Annotated in this window: 19 protein-coding genes and 6 pseudogenes; 11 read left to right on the top strand and 14 right to left on the bottom strand. The window is 58.2% G+C overall.

The features are described 5' to 3' along the window. The first annotated feature begins 35 nt into the window (after nt 1-35). Both KHO31_RS22510 and KHO31_RS22505 read left to right on the top strand, forming a co-directional pair. Nucleotides 36-1,418 carry an MFS transporter gene (locus KHO31_RS22510; protein WP_407945958.1) on the top strand — a complete coding sequence of 461 codons (1,383 nt, stop codon included), beginning with the start codon at nt 36-38 and terminating at the stop codon, nt 1,416-1,418. A gap of 84 nt (nt 1,419-1,502) precedes the next feature. Beyond that, on the top strand, nt 1,503-2,252 hold the full coding sequence (locus tag KHO31_RS22505; protein WP_201123218.1) for a GntR family transcriptional regulator: 750 nt from the start codon (nt 1,503-1,505) through the stop codon (nt 2,250-2,252). Between the two features lie 238 nt (nt 2,253-2,490). Here KHO31_RS22505 and KHO31_RS22500 read toward each other — a convergent pair whose 3' ends face one another. From KHO31_RS22500 to KHO31_RS22460, 9 genes and pseudogenes are all read right to left on the bottom strand, one after another. After that, complete coding sequence (locus KHO31_RS22500; protein ID WP_201085569.1) at nt 2,491-3,195, bottom strand: IS6 family transposase; 705 nt, start codon at nt 3,193-3,195, stop codon at nt 2,491-2,493. A gap of 342 nt (nt 3,196-3,537) precedes the next feature. Continuing rightward, nucleotides 3,538-4,685 (bottom strand): annotated as a pseudogene (locus KHO31_RS22495) (zinc-binding dehydrogenase). A 766-nt stretch (nt 4,686-5,451) separates the two neighbouring features. Continuing rightward, nucleotides 5,452-6,150 carry an RraA family protein gene (locus KHO31_RS22490; protein WP_236071396.1) on the bottom strand — a complete coding sequence of 233 codons (699 nt, stop codon included), beginning with the start codon at nt 6,148-6,150 and terminating at the stop codon, nt 5,452-5,454. A 20-nt stretch (nt 6,151-6,170) separates the two neighbouring features. Then, a complete protein-coding gene (locus tag KHO31_RS22485; RefSeq protein ID WP_201078202.1) occupies nt 6,171-6,956 on the bottom strand; it encodes an SDR family oxidoreductase in 786 nt (261 codons plus the stop codon). A gap of 101 nt (nt 6,957-7,057) precedes the next feature. Further along, nucleotides 7,058-8,254 carry a pyridoxal phosphate-dependent aminotransferase gene (locus tag KHO31_RS22480; protein WP_236060922.1) on the bottom strand — a complete coding sequence of 399 codons (1,197 nt, stop codon included), beginning with the start codon at nt 8,252-8,254 and terminating at the stop codon, nt 7,058-7,060. Nucleotides 8,255-8,441: 187 nt separating this feature from the next. Next, entirely contained in the window at nt 8,442-9,176 is a 735-nt protein-coding gene (locus tag KHO31_RS22475) for an amino acid ABC transporter ATP-binding protein (protein WP_201085404.1), read from the bottom strand. Continuing rightward, the gene (locus tag KHO31_RS22470) at nt 9,173-9,856 is read right to left on the bottom strand and encodes an ABC transporter permease subunit (protein ID WP_201078208.1); all 684 of its coding nucleotides are present in this window, start codon (nt 9,854-9,856) and stop codon (nt 9,173-9,175) included. The genes KHO31_RS22475 and KHO31_RS22470 overlap by 4 nt, the downstream gene beginning before the upstream one ends. A gap of 9 nt (nt 9,857-9,865) precedes the next feature. Then, the gene (locus KHO31_RS22465) at nt 9,866-10,594 is read right to left on the bottom strand and encodes an amino acid ABC transporter permease (protein ID WP_201085405.1); all 729 of its coding nucleotides are present in this window, start codon (nt 10,592-10,594) and stop codon (nt 9,866-9,868) included. A 220-nt stretch (nt 10,595-10,814) separates the two neighbouring features. Further along, complete coding sequence (locus KHO31_RS22460; RefSeq protein WP_407945957.1) at nt 10,815-11,696, bottom strand: glutamate/aspartate ABC transporter substrate-binding protein; 882 nt, start codon at nt 11,694-11,696, stop codon at nt 10,815-10,817. A gap of 259 nt (nt 11,697-11,955) precedes the next feature. On the opposite strand from KHO31_RS22460, the gene KHO31_RS22455 reads away from it, so the two are divergent. Both KHO31_RS22455 and KHO31_RS22450 read left to right on the top strand, forming a co-directional pair. Then, nucleotides 11,956-12,840 (top strand): LysR family transcriptional regulator, encoded by an 885-nt coding sequence (locus KHO31_RS22455; protein ID WP_211624195.1) that lies wholly within the window; start codon nt 11,956-11,958, stop codon nt 12,838-12,840. An 85-nt stretch (nt 12,841-12,925) separates the two neighbouring features. Further along, nucleotides 12,926-14,030, top strand: a pseudogene (locus tag KHO31_RS22450) (IS5 family transposase). Between the two features lie 186 nt (nt 14,031-14,216). On the opposite strand, the gene KHO31_RS22445 reads toward KHO31_RS22450, so the two are convergent. The 5 genes and pseudogenes from KHO31_RS22445 to KHO31_RS39380 form a co-directional block, all read right to left on the bottom strand. Then, nucleotides 14,217-14,489 (bottom strand): type II toxin-antitoxin system CcdA family antitoxin, encoded by a 273-nt coding sequence (locus KHO31_RS22445; RefSeq protein ID WP_211624194.1) that lies wholly within the window; start codon nt 14,487-14,489, stop codon nt 14,217-14,219. A 215-nt stretch (nt 14,490-14,704) separates the two neighbouring features. Further along, nucleotides 14,705-15,094: a hypothetical protein gene (locus KHO31_RS39870; RefSeq protein WP_321207349.1), complete on the bottom strand. Its 390-nt coding sequence runs from the start codon at nt 15,092-15,094 to the stop codon at nt 14,705-14,707. A 27-nt stretch (nt 15,095-15,121) separates the two neighbouring features. Next, nucleotides 15,122-15,310 (bottom strand): nucleotidyl transferase AbiEii/AbiGii toxin family protein, encoded by a 189-nt coding sequence (locus KHO31_RS39865; RefSeq protein WP_321207350.1) that lies wholly within the window; start codon nt 15,308-15,310, stop codon nt 15,122-15,124. A 19-nt stretch (nt 15,311-15,329) separates the two neighbouring features. Then, nucleotides 15,330-15,641: a nucleotidyl transferase AbiEii/AbiGii toxin family protein gene (locus tag KHO31_RS39860; protein ID WP_321207351.1), complete on the bottom strand. Its 312-nt coding sequence runs from the start codon at nt 15,639-15,641 to the stop codon at nt 15,330-15,332. 34 nt (nt 15,642-15,675) lie between these two features. After that, nucleotides 15,676-15,921, bottom strand: a pseudogene (locus tag KHO31_RS39380) (type IV toxin-antitoxin system AbiEi family antitoxin domain-containing protein); the annotation flags it as partial. Between the two features lie 364 nt (nt 15,922-16,285). On the opposite strand from KHO31_RS39380, the pseudogene KHO31_RS22430 reads away from it, so the two are divergent. From KHO31_RS22430 to KHO31_RS22400, 7 genes and pseudogenes are all read left to right on the top strand, one after another. Further along, a pseudogene (locus tag KHO31_RS22430) lies at nt 16,286-17,329 on the top strand (DNA-binding protein). Between the two features lie 35 nt (nt 17,330-17,364). Next, complete coding sequence (locus KHO31_RS22425; RefSeq protein ID WP_201078218.1) at nt 17,365-17,718, top strand: hypothetical protein; 354 nt, start codon at nt 17,365-17,367, stop codon at nt 17,716-17,718. A 73-nt stretch (nt 17,719-17,791) separates the two neighbouring features. Beyond that, nucleotides 17,792-18,238 (top strand): annotated as a pseudogene (locus tag KHO31_RS22420) (SET domain-containing protein). 261 nt (nt 18,239-18,499) lie between these two features. After that, on the top strand, nt 18,500-18,712 hold the full coding sequence (locus tag KHO31_RS22415) for an AbrB/MazE/SpoVT family DNA-binding domain-containing protein (protein ID WP_201078220.1): 213 nt from the start codon (nt 18,500-18,502) through the stop codon (nt 18,710-18,712). Next, on the top strand, nt 18,712-19,107 hold the full coding sequence (locus tag KHO31_RS22410) for a type II toxin-antitoxin system VapC family toxin (RefSeq protein WP_201078222.1): 396 nt from the start codon (nt 18,712-18,714) through the stop codon (nt 19,105-19,107). The genes KHO31_RS22415 and KHO31_RS22410 overlap by 1 nt, the downstream gene beginning before the upstream one ends. A gap of 168 nt (nt 19,108-19,275) precedes the next feature. After that, nucleotides 19,276-20,628, top strand: coding sequence for a hypothetical protein (locus KHO31_RS22405; protein ID WP_211624193.1), 1,353 nt, complete (start codon nt 19,276-19,278; stop codon nt 20,626-20,628). Nucleotides 20,629-21,480: 852 nt separating this feature from the next. Then, nucleotides 21,481-22,122, top strand: a pseudogene (locus KHO31_RS22400) (IS6 family transposase). Nucleotides 22,123-22,254: the final 132 nt, after the last annotated feature.

Genomic DNA, 22,254 nt, shown 5'->3' with positions numbered 1-22,254 from the left:
ATACCTGCTCGACAGGCTGGAGAGAGACAATGGAAATGCATAACCCTGCCGTAGTCAACGTGAGAGACGGAGTAGCTGCGCGGCTGGAAAGGTTGCCCCTCACGCGTTATCAGAAGTTGATTTTCACCGTCATTGCGACCGCGTGGCTGTTTGATTCAATGGACCTCGGCATCATGACGTTCGTGCTGGGCTCGATCAAAGCGGAGTTTGGCCTGAGTTCGGCACAGGCCGGGATGCTCGCCAGTTCCAGCTTCCTTGGCATGCTGATCGGCGCGGCGATTGCGGGTATGTTGGCGGACCGGTTCGGACGCAAGCCGGTGTTCCAGGTCAGCATGCTATTTTGGGGAGTAGGGAGTCTGCTGTGTGGCTTCGCACCCAGCGTCGGATGGCTGATGGTGTTTCGGATACTGCTTGGATTCGGAATGGGAATGGAGTTTCCGATCGGTTTGTCGATTGTCTCGGAAATTGTCCCGGCCAAAAATCGCGGCAGGTATCTGGCTGTGCTCGAGGGCTTCTGGCCGATTGGGTTCATCGCCGCAGGCATTGCCACTTATTTCCTGCTGCCGATGATCGGCTGGCGAGGCATCTTCATCGCGCTTGCCGTACCGGCGGTCTTCGTCTTCGTTGTCCGGCGTTATGTGCCGGAGTCGCCGCGTTGGCTGGAAAGCGCGGGCCGGGTGGTCGAAGCCGATTCGGTTGTTGCGAGCATCGAGGCGAGTGTGAAGAAATGCTTGCGCGGAAGGGATCTGCCACCGGTTGCGGCCGTGTCGTCGGCAATTGTCTCTGCAGTTCCCCGTGCAGCACGTTTCGTACAACTGTGGACCGATGGATATGCACGCCGTACCGTCATGACGTGGTCCCTGTGGTTTTTTGCGCTCCTCGGGTACTACGGCCTGACAACGTGGTTAGGCGCGCTGCTGCAGAGCGCAGGTTATGAAATAGCCAAGTCCGTGTTCTATACGATCATCATCTCGCTCGCAGGCATTCCTGGATTTATGTTTGCCGCGTGGCTACTGGAGGCGTGGGGCCGCAAACCGACGTGTGCGCTCGCGTTATTAGGCAGCGCTGCGTTTGCGTATCTATACGGGCAGGCGGCGGCCACGCATGCACCTTTGATTCAGTTGGTCGGCACCGGCCTATGCATGCAGTTCTTCTTTTTCGGAATGTGGTCGGTGCTCTACGCCTACACACCGGAACTGTATCCAACGCGTATCCGGGCGACCGGAGCAGGCTTTGCATCTTCGATCGGGCGCCTTGGCTCGTTGCTGGGTCCGTCCATTGTCGGGATGGTCTTGCCTCATACGGGTCAATCAGGTGTTTTCACCCTCGGTGCAATATCGTTCGTGATCGCGGCAGCCGTCGTAGTGATCCTGGGTGTGGAGACGAAGGGGCGCCCGCTCGAGGCTCTTTCGCAATAGGCGCACGCTCGCCACACACGAGAACACTGTGAAGCAACTGCGATACAATGCGGATATCTGATGAACGCATCTGCAGGTGTACCCATGGCTGAACATATCGTTGCCCGAAAGGCCGTCGCTCAACCGAAAACGCTTCGTGCGCGTCCGTCGACGCCCGCACGCGCGCCGAAAGCGGGCAACAAGCGGCCCGGTGCCAAAGAGAGCTTGACTGAACAGGCTTATACACAGATCGAAGAGGCCATAGTAACGCTGCAGCTTGCGCCGGGCTCTACGGTCTCCGAGCTCTCGCTCAGTGAAATGACGGGCATCGGTCGCACGCCGATTCGCGAGGCGATTCAGCGCCTGGCACGGGAGCACCTGATCGTGATCATGCCCCAGCGCGGCCTGCTGGTTCCCGAGATAGATGTGAAAAAGCAGCTAAAGCTGCTTAGAACGCGCAGGGAGGTTGAGCGCCTGATTTGCCGAAGTGCCGCCAAGAGCGCCACGCCCCAGGAGCGCGACGTTTTCGCGCAATTGGCCGAGGAGTTCGAGGAAGCGTCTAAGGCGAATGATGATGTCAGCTTTGTGCGGCTCGATCGCGAATTCAACGAGCTATGCCTGATCGCCGCGCGAAATGAATTCGCCGAGGCTGCAATGCGCTTGATGCACGGCCTGGCTAGACGGTTCTGGTACGTACATTACAGGGAAGCGGCCGATCTTCCTGAGATGGCACGTCTTCATGGTGCGGTTGCCAAGGCGATCGCCAAAGGTAACGTCGATGCGGCCGGGGACACACTCGACGCCTTGCTCGACAACATCGAGGCTTTTACCCGCGCGACGCTCGTGGAGTTTTAACGTTCGGTCGCCCTTTCAAGCCTCATAATGTTAAGGTGCCAGCTTGCCCCTATGCGCGAGGGCATTGCTAATCATGTAGCGGGCCTCGGCATCGCGGCGAGAGGCGCGGAGGTAGAGTCAGGGTGTGACAAACCGTTTTTACCTGACGGAGGCCGACATGGAGTTCTGCGGAATAGACCTGCACTCGAACAACAGTGTGGTGGTGATCAGTGGGTTTTGTCGCGATAAGGAAGGCGGGTCAAACAAATGTTGATATGATGAGGACTACTGATGCGATCGGCGAATAGAACTGCTGGGCAGGAGTTTGCGCGATCCCGCCGTCTTTCATCTGGCCTTTGACGATCATGTGCATGAGCTCGATGCCGCCCAGAATGATGCGTGCACAACGAAAACTCTTGAAACCCAGCATCGGTCGCGTTCGAGGCTTGATAGCACGGTGGTCCTGCTCGACGACGTTGTTCAGGTATTTCTTCTGGCGAATCCTGATCGGTGCCTCACGTTCAGCGTTGAGCGCCTGTAGCGCTGCCAGATTTAATCCGCTTTTATCAGTCGTCACGGTCTCCGGTTCGCCGTTCTGGGCGATCGCCTTTTCGAAGTAGCGCCGGGCCGCAACCTTGTCACGATGGGCGCGCAGCAGGAAATCGATCGTGTTGCCCCCTTTGTCTACTGCGCGATACAGATATTTCCATTCTCCTCTGACCCGAATGTACGTTTCGTCCATACGCCAGCTCCTGCCGACCGCCCGCTTGCACCGTCGGAGCGCTTTCTCCAGCACTGGCAACAGTTTGAGCGCCCAGCGATGCACGGTCGAATGGTCAACCAAAATTCCTCGCTCGGCCATCATCTGCTCAAGGTGGCGCAGACTCGGCGGATAGGCAACGTACCAGCGCACGCACGAAAGGATTACATCAAGCGGATAATGCAGACGCTTGCCCTTCTTCATGAACAGGGTATTGTCGACACCGACTCGCCGCGGCGTCGCCTTCCACTTCTCGTTCGAACTCGGAGCGTCGGCGATTCTCAATCGCATGCCTGGGTTGCTGACCGGGTTCACCTCGTCGCGCCGCGAGCGGATGGCCGTTCTGAACAACACCTCGGCGCACCTGTTGTACTACGTGTCGGCCGAGCAAAAGGTGGCGACTCCGCGGTCCCTGGCGGTACTCACCGAGTGCCGCGTTGATTTCTCGTTCCGGAACTCCCCGATGAAGGAGCCACCGACGAAGCCCTCGAGACCAGCAGACCAGTGCGCCCCAGCTTGCGATATTCCATTCGCGTGATCTCCGGTTCAGGCCGGGTCTTTGTTGGGATTGGTCAGGAACTTAGAACCGTTGCGCGTCGGCCATACGCCGCGATCCATTCCGGTTGAAGTGCCTCGATCAACGACAGTTCGCCCGCGAAGTGGCTTGCGAAGGTTGTCTTCAACTCCGCCGCCACGCGCCGCTTCATCAGCTGCACGGCTTCGTGTCCGACCCGCTGCAGGAACGCAGTCAGCAACCAGCCACCCATTCCCCACGCCATGCCAAAATTGCGGACGAACTGGGTCGGGCTCGTGTCCAGCCCACCATAGAGGTAGACCTGTTTGTGTGTCGTCGACCCGTAGCGGCTGTACGGTTTGGCGGTTCTATTCATTGCAGCTTCCATGCAGCCAAGGATCTGACTGGCAAGGGTGCCCCCGCCGGTCGCATCGAATGCGATCGTCGCGCCGGTGGACTCGAGCGCGTCGGTGAGGTCCTGGGCAAACGTTGCCGCGCTGGTGTCGCACACATGCGCCGCGCCGATCGACTTGAGCAGGTCTGCCTGCTCTGGCTTGCGCACGATGTTCACGAGCCCGATGCCGTCGTTGTGGCAGATCCGGTTGAGCATCTGTCCGAGGTTCGACGCTGCCGCCGTGTGCACGAGCGCGGTAACACCTTCGCGCTGCATGGTCTCGATCATGCCAAGCGCAGTGAGGGGGTTGACGAAGCTGGCCGCGCCTTCGGCCGCCGTTGCATTGTCCGGCAGCGCGAGGCACTGATCTGCAGCGATATTCCGGTACTGCGCGTACATCGCGCCGCCGCGCAGGGCCACTGTTTTGCCAAGGAGCGCTTGCGCGTCGGCCGACGCGCCCGCGGCGATGACTATGCCGGCACCTTCATTGCCCACAGGTAGCGGTAAGTTGAGTCGGGCCGCCATGCCCTTCATCCCAAAATCGGGAATCGACGCCGTGGCGATGGGGCTGTCCGTCGTGCCCGACAGCCTGACCGAGCTCACGTCGGCGGCGCCGAACAGAAGCGCGAAGTCGGACGGATTGATCGGAGCCGCTTCGATTCTTACCGTGACCTCGTAGCGTCTCGGTGGGGGCACATTGACGCGCTGAAGCGACAACTCCAGCTCGCTGCTCGGCCTGACCAGTGAAAAGAGCTGAACGCCTGTGAGGGACTTTTCGGTGGCCATTGGATGTCTTCAGGAGAGCAATATGGCGGCTACCCGCGCGTTTCACCGGCCGTCGTTCTCGGACTGAGCGAACGGGCCCATTGCAATCAGTTTGAAGGCGCTGCAAGCTCAACGCCATCACGGATGCGATGCCGCCGCGGCGGTCTGTCGGCCAACATCTGGACTTCTTGCACTGGTCGTGCAGTTCCAAAGTGCGCTGCGGTTAGCACAGGAGTTACCAATGCACCACCGTCACCCGGCACCAAAGTTTGCGAGGCCGAACGGATCGGAGAGCTCAGCAAATATCTTGTTGCGTCAACGCTTGCTCTACGCGACGTCACGCAGAATGCCGCGCATGCTACGCGTATTCCAAGATCGTAAGTCTCACGGTCGGGCTGGAAAACTTCTTCTCGTTCATGCTGACCGAACAGATTGAAGTTTCATCGACGTCTGCATGCTATTCCGCAGCGGCCGAACCGTCTCATGTTCTGAACACACTTGGACTCGACGAAGACGGCCTGAGCCTCGGACACTACACGACGCATGCAGTCGGCGACTTTGCTGTTGCGTGCCTTCGTAAGACATTCGATGTGTGCAGAAACTCGTTGGGAGGGCGCGATCAATTCTGAAGTGCAGCACCTTCCTCGTGTAAGGTGCTTGGTTTATCTGCATCGAGTGGAGTTCGACCACTAAGCGACTGTCGTAGAGTCGAGCTGAACGACTGCAGCTCGACTCTTACGGGCCATTCCTGAAGGCTACGGCAGTTTAACCGCGCGAAGCCGCTTGATCAGACATGTCCGTACTTCGCCAACGCCTCAGCCAGACTAAGGCCTTGCTGCAATTCCGTGCGGATAAGGCGTTCCTTCTCCGTCAGACGTTCCGCTTCAACCAGCACGGTATCGACCATGTCGTTTGGAATGACCAGCACGCCATCTTCGTCGCCAAGCACGAAGTCGCCAGGGCGCACCGTGACCCACTGAGAAGTGGCTCCACGCACGCTGACGGGCACTTGCCAGCCATTGACCTTCCAGCGCGCAATGGACTGTACCGGAGTGCGATAGCGCGCGAACACCGGAAAATCCTGCTCGGCAATCCAGCGAATGTCGCGAATGCCGCCGTCGACTAACGACCCTACGCAGCCTCGTTCTTTCATTCCGATGGCGATGAGCTCGCCAAAATAACAGACGCCTTCCCCGTCGCCGCTCCAGACGGTGACATCACCTGTCGACACCCCCGAGCAGGCTTTCATCTTGTCCGGGTCGCCACCGAGCTCATACGGTGACATCTGGCCGCGAATCGTATATGCCCAGCCTGCCAGCTTGCCGCTGGAGGCTGGATATGGGGTAAGGACTGACGAGAGCCCCTGGTTGAACAAACCGAGCGTGTCGAGCACGTCCGCGACGTTGGACGTATCAACTAACAGGAAGCGTTGGCGAATGGCCTCGCGATCCTCGGCGCTTCGCACTACTGGCGTTGTTTCCATCATCTGTTCCTTAAAAATGTTGATTAAATGCTGGGAATCATGCCGCCGTCGACACGTACGACGGACCCCGTAATGAAAGCTGCGCGTTCGCTGGCGAGGAAGGCCACTGTGTCGGCATATTCTTCGGGTTTGCCGTAGCGCCGCACAGGTATCGACGCCGTGCTCGCGGCAACGACTTCCTCATAGGTCTTGCCTTCACGGCTTGCTCGCGCCTCGTCCAATGAGCGGATGCGGTCGGTAGCGATTCGTCCTGGCAGGACGACATTGACGCAGATGCCGTCGGCGGCGACTTCATTGGCCAGCGTCTTCGACCAGCCCACCAGGGCCAGACGTAACGCATTGGACATGCCCAGGTTGGGTATCGGTGCGACGACGCCTGAAGATGTACTGGTGATGATGCGGCCCCAGCCTTTCTGTTTCATCGCTGGCAACAGTAGGTCCGTGAGATGCATCAATGACACAACCATCGCGTCAAACTGGTTTCGCCATTGGTCTGGTGGCACGCCTGCGGCCAGCGAGGGGGGCGGTCCGCCGGAATTGTTGATCAGAATGTCCGCGTCGCCGATCGTGCTCCTGACATCTGCGACCATGGCCGAAATGCTCTCGAGGTCGGCAAGGTCGGCATGGAACCCGTGGGCGATTGCTCCGGTCGCACGAATGCGCGATACGGTGTCTTCCAGCGCTTTGCTGTTCTGATCCGATACTGCAACCCTTGCACCTTCGCGAGCGAGCGCGAGAGCAATGGCTGAGCCCAGCCCACCGCCAGCTGACATGACAAGCGCAACGCGATTCTTGATACCCAGGTCCATGGAGAACTCACTAGTGTTCAATAGATACGAAAGTGCCTGACAATCAGGCAAGCACGCTTGTGCAGAGTCCAGCTATATGCAGATGAAAACCCGCCAGATTTTTACGTCAGCAGTTCGCAAGCCTGGCTGATTCGATCGCACCCCAACGCTAAACGCTCGTCTGACGTAGCAAACGAAATCCGGAAATGGCCACCCGTGCCGAACGCGATTCCAGGCACCACTGCAACGCGCGCGTAGTCGAACAGGTAGTCACAAAGGTCAACATCGTTTTGCAGGATCTTTCCTTCTGGCGTTGCCCTGCCGATCAGGCCTTGGCACGACGGAAAGAGATAGAACGCGCCCTCCGGGCGCCTGCAGAGAATGCCGTCGATCGCGTTCAACTTTTCTAACGCTGTATCACGCCTGCGTTGGAAAGCGTCATTGCGTTCCTTGATGAAATCCATCGGACTGTCTAATGCGGCTTGCGCGGCAGCTTGGGAGACGGAGCAGGGATTGCTGGTGCTTTGTGACTGGACGGTTGCCATCGCCTCGATTAGCGACCTTGGACCACCGGCGAATCCGATGCGCCATCCGGTCATCGAGTAAGCCTTTGACATGCCATTGACAGTAAGAATTCGCTCCCGTAACTCTGGCGCGTCGGAGGCAATGGTCGAGAACTGCCATCCGTCATAACGAATGTGTTCGTAAATGTCGTCCGTCATCACCATAACGTGCGGATGCCTGAGGAGCTCAGCTGCAAGGGCACCCAGTTCTGCGCGCGTATAACCTGCCCCGGTGGGGTTGCCTGGCGAGTTGAGAATCAACCACTTGGTGCGAGGCGTAATGGCTTCGCGAAGCTGCTCTGCAGTGATCTTGAACCCCTGTGCTTCGCCGCACTGGACTTCGACAGGCACAGCGCCGATCAATCGGACCATGTCGGGGTACGAGACGTAATAGGGTGCCGGGAGAATGACTTCGTCGCCAGGATTGAGTGAGGCGAATAGCGCATTAAAAATAACCTGCTTGCCACCCGTGCCAACGCTGATTTCGCTGACATCGTAGGAAAGGCTGTTGTCACGCCAAAACTTTCGAACGATGGCTTCCTTCAACTCGGGGGTGCCGTCAACGTCGGTGTAGCGTGTGACACCAGAGTCGATTGCGCGTTTCGCTGCATCACAGATATGTTCGGGCGTAGGGAAGTCCGACTCTCCCTGAGAAAGGCTGACAACGTCGATACCTCTTCGACGCATGTCGGCCGCACGTTTGGTAATGGAGAGTGTCGGTGAAGGTTTCACCGCACCAAGAAGTTTGGAAAGCATGGGCGATAACATTCGTTTTCCTAAATTAACTTACAGCGTGATCATAATGGTAGTGGCAAGCCGCTCAGAGGAAAATCAATATATATCCTTGCCACTCACCAATTCTTTTGATGGATTGAATGATCAACAAAAAACTTCAACCGTCATCAGATCACCGCGGCAGCGTGCAACCTTCGTCGAAAACAGTTCAATGGTGGAGAATTCTCGAAAGGAACTGTTTCGCACGATCGGTTCGCTGCTCAACGTTGCCGAAGAATTCATCCTTCGGGGTGTCTTCCAGTATCCTTCCCTGATCCATGAAGATCACGCGGTGTGCAACCTTCTTCGCGAATCCCATCTCGTGCGTCACGCACATCATTGTCATCCCTTCGCGCGCAAGCTCGACCATCACATCAAGCACCTCGTTGATCATCTCCGGATCCAGCGCCGACGTCGGCTCATCGAACAGCATGGCGATCGGGGCCATCGAGAGCGCACGGGCAATGGCCACGCGCTGCTGCTGGCCGCCCGATAGCTGACCGGGGTATTTGTCCGCCTGCGTCTTGAGGCCGACGCGTTCGAGCAGCTTCAGGCCCTTATCGGTCGCATCTTCCTTGCTGCGGCCCAGCACCTTGATCTGCCCGAGCGTCAGGTTCTCGGTGATCGTCAGGTGTGGAAATAGCTCGAAGTGCTGAAACACCATGCCTACCTTCGACCGAAGCTTCGAAAGATTCGTCTTCGGGCTGCATACGGGCGTCCCATTCACCAGGATGTCGCCTTTCTGTATTGGTTCCAGGCCATTGATGGTCTTGATTAGCGTGGATTTGCCTGATCCAGACGGGCCACATACCACTACCACCTCACCTTTAGCGACCTGGGTGGTGCAATCGGTTAGTACCTGGAAAGCCCCGTAATGCTTGGATACGTTGTTTATCTCGATCATATGGAAGCCCTTTTCTGGAGACGCCTTACCAACTGGGAAGCGAAGAAACAGATCACGAAATAGACGACGCCGGCGAACAGCAGCATGTCAACCGTACGTCCGTCGCGCTCACCGATGTCGTAGGCTCGGCCGAAGAAGTCTGCTAGTGCACTGACGTAGACGAGAGATGAGTCCTGGAAGAGGATGATCCCTTGCATCAGAAGCAGCGGCACCATATTGCGAAAGGCCTGTGGCAGGATAACCAATAGCATGACCTGTCCATAATGCATTCCCAGCGCCTGTGCGGCGAATTGCTGGCCACGTGGAACGCCTTGGATACCCGCGCGGATGATCTCTGAGCAGTACGCGGCCTCGAACAGCGAGAAAGCGATCAGAGAGGACGTCATCCGGAGATCCGAGGCGGCCGACAGGCCTAATACCTTCTGTAGCAACTGCGGGACGATCAAAAAGAACCACAGCAATACCATCACCAGTGGAATGGAGCGGCATACGGTCACGTACCCCTCCGAAAACCAGCTCAACGGCCGAATCGAGGATAGACGCATCATCGCGAGAATGGCGCCCCAGACAATGCCGACGATTGCGCCCGTCAACGTAATCTCGAGGGATACCACCATGCCTTCGCCAAGCACTTTAAGGTTGGCGGGATTGATCAGACTGAAATCGAATGCGTAGGCCATATTGATCTCTTATTTGGTGCTGATATATCCGGGAACTCGAGTGCGTCGTTCGATCCAGCGCATCAGCATCATGACAGCCACGTTCAGGAGGCAGTACAACATCGTTACCGCGATAAACGACTCGTAAGGACGGGCCGTGTAATCGACTAACTGGCGTCCCTGGCCAGCCAGATCCAGAAGGCCGATGGTTGAGGCCACGGCAGAATTCTGAAAGATGTTGACGAACTCCGTTGTGAGTGGCGGCACGATAATGCGGAACGCCATCGGTAGTACGACGTATCGATATGTCTGTAGAGATGTCAAACCCAGAGCGAGGCTTGCGTTTCCCTGGCCACGCGAAAGACTACCAATCCCGGAGCGGACCAGCTCGCAAATCCGGGCGGCCGTGAATGTTCCCAAACAGATGACGCCGGCCAGGAATTGCTGGGTGACAGGGTTCATCTGTTTGATTGCTGTTCCCCAAGGCAGCAGCTCTGGAACGACGAAATACCAGATAAACAACTGCACCAGCAATGGAACGTTTCTAAAGAGTTCAACGTACGCGCTGGCAAACCCGGAGGCCCATTTGTTTGGTAGTGTGCGCATCACACCGAGAATGGAGCCAATGCAAAGGGCGATGATCCAGGAAGTCGACCCGACGGCGATGGTGACCTTCAGCCCGGATACTATCCAATCAAGGTACGTCTCGCTGGCCGAGGCTCTTTCAAGAAATACGCCCCAATGGAAGAGGTAAGGCATGGTATCCGTATGACCGCGTCCCGGCCGCGCAGCTCTTCATGCTAGTTCGCGGTCTTTCGGCGTTCGCCAAATGTAAAGCATGGATCTTGCGCTTCGTGTGGTCACTGGTCATGGCCACACGCCTGCGCGCCGATGGTGTAACGAGTTTGTGCGTACCGGTCTTTGCCATACCGGAAGGCGACTGCCTTCCGGTCGTCAATATTCGATAGAGGCACACTACCTACTCGTCAAGCGCCTTATCGTTCGGGTTGGCGATAAGCGTTTTCATATCAGCGGACATCGGGAAATCAACGTTGAATCCTCGTGGCGGGATCGGCTGCATAAACCATTTTGTGTAGAGCTTATTGATCGAACCATCCGTCATCATTCTGGAAATAACGTTGTCCACCAACTTCTTGAACGACGCGTCATCTTTTCTGAGCATGCAGCCGTAAGCTTCCCGCGTGAAAGGCTTGGCGACTATTGTCCAGTCCTGGGGCGATCTCGCCTTTGCGCGCTCAGCGTACAAGATTGCGTCATCGTCCATGTATCCGGCCGCACGGCCAGACTCCAACATCAAGAATGCTTCGCCGACGTCTTTGGCGCCGATGATGTTCATGCCCAGTTTTTTCTTGTCGTTCATGTCTCGCAGCAGGCGCTCACCCGTCGATCCTGCCGCAGCAACCACGTTGTGGTCCTTCAGGTCCGCCCAATCCTTGATGCCGCTGTCTTTCTTTACAAGAAGACGAGTCCCAATGATGAAGATGGTGGTTGAAAATCCCACCTGCTTCTCGCGCTCCAGGTTGTTGGTAGTCGTACCGCACTCGAGATCAATTGTGCCATTCATCAGCAGCGGGATCCGGTTCTGGGACGTGACGCTCAGTTCCTTCACCTGCAACGTCGGCATATTGAGTTGCTGCTTGACGGCTTCGACGATCTTCGTGCTGATATCGTATGAATATCCAGCCTGTTGATTACCACCAAGGTTGTAGTTGAACGGGGGCGAGTCGTATCTCACGCCAAGCGAAATGATTCCGGTGTCTTTGATCTTCTGCAGGGTGGGGCCCAGATCGTCAGCCATGGCATTGCAAGCAATTGCAAGCAAGGCGATTCCTGAGAACATCTTAAGGCTCTTCATCATGGTTAATACTCCTCTTTACATTGGTCTCGACTTGAAAATCTTTTTTGAAATGCGCGAGCAGATGGCCGCACAAGCCGCAATGCCGTTCGTGGCTCACATAGGGTTCACACCTAGAAGGTCGCGTGGTGCATGCAGTTCTTCACTTCTCAAGATGGATCGTTAGGGGTAGTCTATGGCGAAAAATAAAGCACCGAAAACGATATGTTTTTGCCCTTGTGAACATTTTTTTTGATGAGTCGCGATGCTTCGGGAACTTCAGACCTTCTTGGCCGTGGTGCGCTACGGGTCGTTCGCTAGCGCTGGCGCCAATATCGGGCTCACGCAATCGGCTGTTAGTGCGCAAATCCATAGGCTTGAGGAGGAACTTGGCCTCTCGTTGTTTGATCGGAGCGGCCGTCACGCCGTGCTCAATTCGGCCGGCTACGAGGCTCTTGCCGTAGCGGACGAAATCATGGCGGCCTATTCAAAGCTTGGCCGTGGCGCGGCAAGCTCCCGTGCCGGCCTGATCCGGGTCGGCGCCATCTCCTCGGCGCAGGCGTCTTTTCTTGCGGATGCACTTGCAATTTTCCGATCTGAGAATCCCGAATGCCGTGTGAGGCTGGTTCCAGGGGTTTCCCTGAATCTGCTGGGACAAGTGGATTCCGGGGAGGTGGACATGGCAGTGATAATCAAACCCAGGTTCACCCTCCCCGCGGATCTACAGTGGAGAGTGTTGTTATCTGAGCCGTTCTTCCTCCTGGCACCGAAAACCCATCAACATTTCACGTGGCGAGCGTTGCTGGAGTCGGAGCCGTTCATCCGCTACGATCGAAACGCTTTCGACGGCAGGTTGGTCGATCAATTTCTGCGCCGCTCGAAAATTTCCGTGAAAGAGGCAATCGAACTTGACGAACTTCAGGGGATTGTTCAACTCGTTCGGCGTGGTGCGGGAGTGGCGCTACTTCCGTCGACATCTGCGTTGTCGCTTCCGAAGGAGGTTGTTGCTTTGAGTCTTGGCGAAGCCACCTTTTTCAGGGAAGTTGGCTTGGTCGAGCGTCCTGCCCATAGCCGCCAGCCAGCCGCCAATTTGTTGGCGTTGCGAATTCTCGAAGCTGCGCAAGCGCAAGCTGACGGGCGTTCCACCTAGCAGGCTGCGGGAATACCGACGACGGCAAGTCAGCGGATGAGTCGGACGAAACGTTATGCTGAGGAAGCCACTACCCTGAGAAATGATGCGCGGCGCCGACACGTTCACCGTGAGTTTGTTCACGATGCGTAAGCTGGAAGACTTTGTTCCAGCGGATCATCCGCTGCGCGCGATTCGCAAGATGGCCAACGCCGCGTTGTCGAAGATGAACGGACTGTTTGCCGACATGTATGAAGCTGACGTCAAAGGCGGCCGCCCGAGCGTAGCGCCGGAGAAATTCCTGCGGGCGATGTTGTTGCAGGTGCTGTACAGCGTGCGCTCCGAGCGGCAATTGATGGAGCAGGTCCAATATAACCTGCTGTTCCGCTGGTTCATTGGGCTGTCGATGGACGACAGCGTGTGGGTGCCGACCGTGTTCACCAAGAACCGGGAACGGCTGATTAAACATGACGCGGTCATCGAGTTCTTCAATGAGGTGCTGGCCATTGCACAACAGAAAGCGTGACTATCCGGCGAGCACTTCAGCGTCGACGGTACGCTGATCCAGGCCTGGGCCGGCCATAAGAGCTTTGTGCGCCGTGACGATGACGACCAGGCCAACGGCGATGGGGGCAACTTCAAAGGCGAGAAGCGCAGCAACGACACCCATGAGTCGAAGTCCGATGCTGATGCACGACTCTATCGCAAAGGCGGCGCAGCCGGTGAATTGCGCTACATAGGCCATACCTTGAGCGACAACCGCCACGGTCTGGTGGCCAATGCCGTGGTGACGAATCGCAGATGGCTATGCCGAGCGCGAAGCCGCCAGGGTCATGATTAACGATGCCAGACAGGCGCTCGGTGACCCGGCTCGTGAGATCACGCCCGGAGCTGACAAGGGCTATGACGCCCAGGAGTTCGTGCAAGCCTGTGTGGACATGAAGGTCACGCCGCATATGGCGCAGAACAAGTCGGGACGCCATTCGGCGGTGCCGGATGCGATTGCCCAAAGCGAGGGCTACGCCGTCTCACAGCAAAAGCGCAAGCTGATCGAGCAGGGATTCGGCTGGGCCAAGACCGTTGGGGGCATGCGACAGGTGATGGTGCGCGGCCTGAAGAAAGTGGATCAGATGTTTGTGCTGACGATGGCGGCGTACAACCCGGTTCGTATGCGCACCTTGGGACAAATCCGTGCGCAGGTGGCGCAATAAGCTAAATCGGGGCTAAAAACGGCACCGACTAGCCACCAGAGACGGGAATCGGGCAATCAATTCCCGGATGGTGGAAAAAGCGACTCCAGCTTCCCCTTCGGGAGGAAAGTCGCTCGCGATTGCTTCGGGTATTTCCGCAGCCTGCTAGACCCGGATGACTGGTTGTGTACCGATCAAAACGGGCCATCAGAACATCCGGCGCTCACCGAGCGGTAGGCCGTCGCGCTCGATGCGTGCGTTCATCTCGGCAATGAAGCTTGCGTTTTCCGCTGCCCAAGCACGGATCTCAGCTTCGTGAACCTCCTCACGCAGCCCTCGCTCGCTTGCACGCGAGATGCTAACGCCCATTTCTTTAGCGCGGTCCAGCAGGTCAGACGGCAATGACACGTTGGTGCGCTTGCGCCGAGCTGGTTGAAATGACGATGATTTGCCCGCTGGCAGAGCTTGTGCGTGAATCATGTAAGACCCCCATGCGCATAACCATGTGCATATTATCTCGCAGTAAGTGTGCAGGATCACTACGCAGGCAATCGCTAGCAAGATCCGGCGTTGCGGCCGCCCCGACGAGCCTATGACAACGAAAGTGGAATTGCGGACAACCTCGCACCGGTGCCGGTCGATTTTGGTTTACGGGCTACTGTTGTCCGTTGTCGGTTTGAAGCACGCCTGCACGTCTAGCCGTCATCAAGCGCCGCGAAGCCTTCCTCCAGTAGCGCGCCCTGATGAGCAAAGCGGGTCGCGTCGCGTGTCCTTAGCTTGCCAAGATTCTCGATTTTCCAGCGGATTGCCGGCAGGTCGCGTAGATCGTCGTACGGCATCAGTGACCAGTCTGGCTCGAGTCTCACGAGCGAGGTGAGAAATTCGCGGTGCTCCGCGGTCAGCGCCCGTGGAAGGTCATGGTGGAGTCGGGCCTGAACGGCCTCAAGTGTGGCCAGATCGACATGATCAACGGTCATGCCAACAAAACCGGCCTCGTATTCGTCCTCAAGCGAGCGCGGCTTCGCAAAGAGTACCTCGTGGACGGGGCGGTTATGACCAGCCAGATAGCCGACAAAAGCGGTCACGACATCCTCGCGCAGACCATAAGTGTCTTACATGTGCTGTACATCAAAAATATCGCGCGGATGCTGCCGGTCCAATGCCGCAACGAGTTTGCTGCCGTAAAGCTCGGCGTCGGCATGCGTCGGCACTTCGAAGTCGACGCGAAACATCGCCTGTGCGCGCGGCACGACACTCCGTGTCACCGTCGGTGTCAATGTGCCGCGAAAAACGTAGTTCACTTCGGCCTTGACCTGGGCTTCAGCGGACGACAGTCAGTTTCACGTCGTCGCCTTTGTTTCTGCCGCTGGCGGCGGCCACGGTAGCCGTGTGCCCCTGCCGTTCGATGGCCTGCCGGGCGCGAGCGAGTTCGTCATGAATGATGGCGAGAGCCTCGTCGCGGCCCGGCTCATGTGAACACATGACCACGTCGATATCGACGGACAGGCGGGGCAGATCCTGAACAAACATGTTGATGGCGGTGCCGCCTTTCATCGCGAAGTGGGGCGTGTCAAAAACATCTGGCGCAATCGCCAGCATGAGGCGAACCGTATTGAGGTATTGATCGTTCATTGAGAGGACGTTGATCCTTAAGGGGGCGTGCAGATCAGGCCTTCAGCGTGAGGCGGGGGCCGCCCTTGCGGCTACTCGTCCAACGCCGGCCGGGCCCGAGCCGGTCGACGTGCCTCTGCAGGTCCTGGCCCCAGGGAAAGCCGCTCGCCTCACCAAGATCGCGCGCCAGCTTGACGACCTTGACGCGCGTGCAGTGCGAGAGGAGGGTGTCCAGGACCGTCGGCCGGAGATTGCGAAGCGAGGACGCGAGGCTCATGGCCTCCTCAAGCGACGGCCCCTTCGCACGTCGTTTGCCTACGATGCCGTTCTTTGCGCGATTTTTCCCCGCGCTGCCATTCTGTTCAGGTGGGACGGTCTGCGTTTCGATGGGCTGCGGAGGGACCAGCAGGGCAGTCTTTGGAGTGTTTTGAAGTGGATTGGGGTGCCGTGCGTTTGCTGCAGGCAACGACATAAACAATATGGACATTAGGCAGAGATTTTTTTGGTTGGCGGTCGCGGCAACCAGCGCATCGCCATGTCGTCGGACCTGATCCGCGACCGGTAATCAAAAAAATCTCTGCCTAATGTCGTGTATGACGAAAATGTAGTAAAAAATAGTGCGTTTTACGTAGCATTATTTTACAGATTCTCCAGAACCTCCGCCCATGTCCGACGTCCTGCCCGACGAAACCTGTCTTGCCGCCGAGATCGAGCGCCTGAAGGGCGCGCACCCGAAAACCCGCGAGCTGTATCGCGAGGTGTGCGCGCTGCTGTTCTTCCGTTACGGCATCACGCCGACCGCCAACCGGCTCTATCAACTGGTACGGCGCGGCAGCATGGGCACGCCGACCGCCGTGCTCGGTGAGTTCTAGGCGGAACTGCGCGAGAAAAGCCGGGTGCGCATCGACCATCCCGACCTGCCCGCCGATCTCGGTGCGGCCGCCGGGGAACTGGTCGCCACCCTCTGGACGCGCGCCACCGCGTCGGCTGAGACTGCACTCGAGGCGCTGCGCGCGGAGGTGGAGGTGGAGAAGGCCGACGCGCAGGCGGCGGTGGTGGCTGCCCGCGGCGAACTCGAGCGCACCGAGACAGCGCTCGAGTCACGCACGGCCGCCCTGCTCGCCGCGCAGGTTGAGGTGCGGGATCTGGAAAAAGCCCAGGCCGAGGGCCACGCACAGCGGCAGGCGCTCGAGGCAGAACTGGCGCGGGTCAGCGCGGCGCTGGCTGCGCGCGACCGCGATCTCGCGGAGGTGAGGGAAGGGTTTTCGCGCGATCTGGAAAAGCAGCGCGAAGCGGCTGAGCGCGCCGAGGAGCGTCTCAGGGCGTCCGAAAAGCGCGCGCTGCTGGAGATCGATCGCGAGCGAAGTACCGCCGCGAAGCTGCAGAAGGAGCTGGAAGAAGCCTCGCGTCGTGCGGACCGGAAGGACGACGACCATCGTCGTGCCTCTGAGACCATGCAGGCGCAACTCGGCGACGCGCGTCATCAGGCGGGCGTGCTGCAGGGGCGACTGGATGCCGTTCAGGCAGAAAATGTGCGGTTGCAGACGGAGATGATGACGCTGCGGGAGGCGGAAGCGCGCGCACGGGAAACCCGGCCATCGGCCGCCCTGGCCGCCTCGGCTGGAGTGCGGAAGGCACCACGGCCGACCGGTTCGTCCCGCACCGGGCCGACCGCCAAAGCTGCAACGCGTCGCAAGAAGGCGGTATAAATGCAGACTGACTCGCCAACAGGGAAACCGGCTGCATGGCTGACATTTATCTGCTCACTGGACTGACGCTTCCACAGGGCGTCGCGCATGAGTCGATGCCCGGGACGGTGTCGCGCTTCATCTCGGATTGCTGGCAGGGCATGAGCCGCACGCAGATGATTGCCCGCGCGAAACAGCGGGGCCTGCGCCTGTCGTTCCGCGCAACGGCGCCGTGTCCATCCGGCGAAACCGGCGTGTTCGAGGTGCGCTTCAACGATGGCGCAGTCGAATGCCTGATGCTGGCCCGGCTGCAGCGCGTCGGAGACAGGAGCGGCAAACGCCGACAAACCAGCCGGAGCGACGTATCGCGACCCCCGCCACGCGATCCGAGACAGACCAGGCTGTTCTGACGCGACGGTACCGGTTGCCGTGCAGCGCGCCGCTCGCTATGCTCGCAGCCTTCAACGGATCGGGAGTGATGAAGTGCGGCGTGTGACGGTCAGGAAATCATCGGTTCACGGGCGAGGCGTGTTCGCGCTACAGGCGATTCCTGCCGGCCAGCGGATCATCGAATATCGCGGTGAGGTGACCTCGTGGCGGCGGGCCTCGGCCCGGTACCGGCGCTCCGGAGTGCCCGGCCACACGTTTATTTTCGGCCTGGCTGAAGGGCGCGTGATCGACGGCAGCGTCGGCGGCAACAGCGCCCGCTGGCTGAACCACTCCTGCCAGCCGAACTGTGAGGCGATCGAGGACGAGCGGGGGAGGGTCTTCATCTAGACGCTCAGGGATGTGATGCCGGGCGACGAGCTTTGTATCGCCTATGGACTCACGATCGATGAAGCGGTTACTCCGGAACTGGCAGCCGACTATTCATGCCGCTGTGGAACGAAGCGATGTACTGGTTCGATGCTGGCCTTGGCGAGCCGATAGTAAGCGTCCCTGCCGGACGCATGCAGTTACTCCTCTAGAAGTCAGATCGGCGTCGGACGAACCATAGGCGCGAACCTGCGCGTCGACTCGCCGCCCGCGGCTTGCTGTACCGCTTCTAATTTTACTTCCGTAGCGCTGCTACTTTCCCTTCAATGCACCGCAGCCGCGCGGCGTGCGCGGGTACGCACCACGGCTGAGTTGATAGTGTGCACGATAAAGTGTATTCTTACCTATAGCATATCGATCGACTCGGAGTAAAAAGTGACGGCGCTTGCCACGTTATCCAGCAAGTTTCAAATTTCCATCCCCAAGGAAGTTCGCGACGAACAGCATTGGGAGGCGGGTCAGGAATTCGTTTTTATTCTCAAAGGCAAGGGCGTGCTGCTAATGCCCGTGCCCGAGCTGAGGCAACTGGCTGGAATGGCGAAGGGCGCCGACACGAGTGATTACCGTGACCGGCAGGACCGGTACTGATGACGGCACCGTTTCGAGTAGTGGACACGTCGGCCTGGATCGAATGGCTGACGGGTAGCGTGCTTGGCAAAAGGCTCAGCGACGCGCTGCCGGATAAGCCCTATTGCGTCGTGCCAACAATCGTGCAGCTCGAACTGTCAAAGTGGTTGGTACGGGAAGTCGGGGAGGAGAAAGCCGACGAAGTTATCGCCTACACACAAAAATGTCGGGTTGTCCCGATGGACACGACGATCGCGTTGCTGGCCGCTGACCTGCATCGGGAACACAAGCTGGCGACGGCCGACGCGATCGTCTACGCAACCGCTCGAAATCAAGATGCGGATTTACTGACCTGCGACCGGCATTTCGAGGGTTTGCCAAACGTCGTGTTCTTTCCGAAGACGAGCCACGCCTAAGCGAGAAGTAATGCCGGGTTGCGTTGCGCATGCTTCGCTGCTGCCGCAGCAGTGTCAGAAATCGATGACAACCGGCGTATGCAATTCACAACGCTTTTTGCTTAACGGTTAGGCAAATTCAACCCATGTGCGGTAAAACTGAGACGTACGAACGAACCGGTACTGCCTATGCCCAAGGCTGCGCGTATCGTTTTTGCAAGGGACTCGGCGGCGAATGTGGCCGCTGCGAGCGATGTATTTGCGTCCCATCGCTCCGCTTACTTCTGCGTTGCCTGCGGCAAAGAACTGCAGCGCACAGCCCCCGAAAACGGCTTTCCATATTTCAGACACGCACACCGGGCAACGTGCCGACTATCGGCACACTATGCATTGCGCGCAGCCGCCCAGCACATCCTTCTGGAAAGCAGGTTCATCAAAGCGCCGCTTGTCGGCGGGGAGCCGGGCGCAGGTCGCGTTCCGAGCTTCCTCATCCAGTGGACCGACTCCATAGCTGACATCAAGGTCGTTCACGTTCCGGTCGACTTTGTGGCTGAGACAGCGGACGGTCAACTTATCGTTGAAATCGCCATCCCTGGATTGCCTCTTACGGTGCCTCTCGACCGCGTCGAGAAGCTCGAGGTGCCGACGCTTATTGTAAGCCTACCGGAGCCCGCTCGCATCCACGGATGGGCTGACTTACGGCAGTACGTGCTTCACTCGATTGAGAACAAGAGTTGGCTCGTCCCTTTTGAGAAGGCTCAGCGACGCTCGGCGTCGTTGCCGGCCGGAGAGTGGCACGCCCCTTCTATTCCGGGAGCCGCTGACAAGGCGTCGTCGGCGTCGACGTCGCCTCTCGTTTTTGCCGACAACGCTTTCTACCTACAGTTGAGCCGCGCGCAACAGCTGGCGGTGCTGCAAAAGCAAATGGCATTGCCTTGTGACCAGTGGCCTGCCGAAGTCGATATCGAAGTTTGCGGAGAAGACGCGTTTGGCATGGACCGTCGCGGCTGGCAGGCTGATGTATTCAGTCGCTTCATCTTGTCAGCCAACACTGATGCAGCGGTGCGCGAAGTTGCGTTTTCCGATGTGCTGCGATATCTCAGCGAACGTTACTGGGTCGAGGCGGACCAGAAAAACGCGGCAAGAATGGCGCTCTTTTATTATCTGCAAGGCTTGGCCGAGCGTCGCGCTCTGTTGCCCTTTATCGAGGATATGGAAGAGCCGACTTATCTGGTGGCGGGCATCAAGGCGTCTGCTGCCGCCGACGACCTTACGTGGGTGGCGAATGCCACGCTGTCGGCGAGCCAGTTGCGCGTGCTGTCTGTACAAGCGGGGCTTAAGGTTCCAATCGAACTTGTCCAGGAACTTCTCGAATCGTTCGATGACTGTCATCCCGCCTTTCCGGTCGGCGAGTATGCTTCGACGCTCGCCCGGAAACTGCACGCGCCTCCACGAAGCGTGCTCGCGTTCTTGAGGGACGCTGGTCTCGTAGTTGAAGGCCCGCTAAGGCCCGTCTTTGCGGCGCAGGAGACCTTGTTCTGACACGGCGTAGTGCAATCCAAATCGAACGAATTGAGGAACCGACGATGGCTACCTCGGAGCAGATTCAGCACCGCATCATGAAGCTGCAGACGAGGCCGAATCGATAATCGCAAAGCGCGCACAGGCGGTCCTTGATGCCATCCGTTTTGCTTCAGTGAGCGCGCGCACGCTCACGGCAAATGTCGCCCCTGGATTGTCGACGGGAAAATACATCAAATTGAGGGCATCGCCGAAAGGCTAAGCTAGACATAGTCGTTCGCACGAGTGCGCTATCTGTCTGGCGGACCGCCTGTGCGCCCCGGTGGGCTGGCCATGAGGCCTCTAGATCAGTTTCGTCCAAACGGTTGCGCCACATTCCGAAAAAGCAGAGTGAGAGAACCAGTCCGAATAGCATGCTAAACCCCGTAGCCAATCCCAGCCACGTACTGTGCCGGTGCGCGTCGGCACTGTATGCGAACGCTCCCAGGCAAATGATCTGGCAGCAAAGAACAAGTACCAAACCTGGATGAAGCTGGCTACTCTTGTCCATAGGGGAGAGTGATTGCATGAACGTGCATTTCACTCAACAGACGGGTCTTCAACTGGTATCCGTTGCGCCAGTCCCGTCCGTCACTTTAATTATTCTTGTCTGCCTGCGCGGCGGTTTGCGCGGACATTAGACTGTACAGCGATTTTGCCAGATCCTCGACGTGACGGCTGTTGTGTCGCGAGAGGAGCAACTGACCGAAGAGGTTCTGCAGCAGCAAGCCGATCTGCTATGGTGAGCGTCCCGAGACGAACGATGTGACTGATCAAGACCCCGAACGCCGCAGTGAGCAGGGCGCTCGAACGCTGCATTACCCGCTGGCCATAATGCTGGCATGCTACGTTGGTATGTCGCCTGCCCGCTGAGCCTTCGACATTTCGAAGAACTGATGTCCGGGCGGGCAGTGTCGGTCGATCATTCCCGGTGCACCGGTGCACCGGTGCGCTAGCAAGCAGCTACCTGCGCTCGGAAAGACATTCGGGCCGCGCGAGCAAGAGGTCGGCCGAAGTTGGCGAATGGACGAGATCCACATCAAAGTCAAGCGAATGGACGTACTTGTGTCGGGCCGTCGATAAAGGCCGGCGACACAGTTGACTTCATGTTCGGCGCCAAGCGGGACAATGCCGCTGCCCGGTGCTATGTCGAAAAGGCGGTCGCTGGTAGCGGCGCACCAGAGACGGAGACGATCGACAGGAGCGGGGCAAATCTCGCAGGGCTAAGTGCGATCAATGCTGATCGCAAGTGCCGATCAAAATTCGACAATCGAAGTATCTGAACAACGTGGTGGAGCAAGACCATCGAGCTATCAAACGCATCGCACGATCTATGCGGGTATTTAAGAGCTTTCGTTGCGCCCGCATCATTTCAGGCGATATCGAACCCATGCACATGATGGCGAAAGGCCAGATGAAGAGTGAGATGGACGGCATCGTTCAGTCCCCGAGCAATTCTACAATCCTGCGAAATAAGCATTCCTCTCTGGTTCGCCCTGACTCTTGCTGATTTCTTTACTGCGACACCGGTCTGCCCCGTCGACTGATCGCCATGCACGCCCCACGGGCAATGATGGCGACCATTGCAGACTTGCGACGATACTAGCG

The sequence above is a fragment of the Paraburkholderia domus genome, assembly GCF_905220705.1.
Taxonomy (GTDB): domain Bacteria; phylum Pseudomonadota; class Gammaproteobacteria; order Burkholderiales; family Burkholderiaceae; genus Paraburkholderia; species Paraburkholderia domus.
Note: the sequence above shows the minus strand (reverse complement) of the source record. Positions and strands in the feature narration are given on the sequence as shown.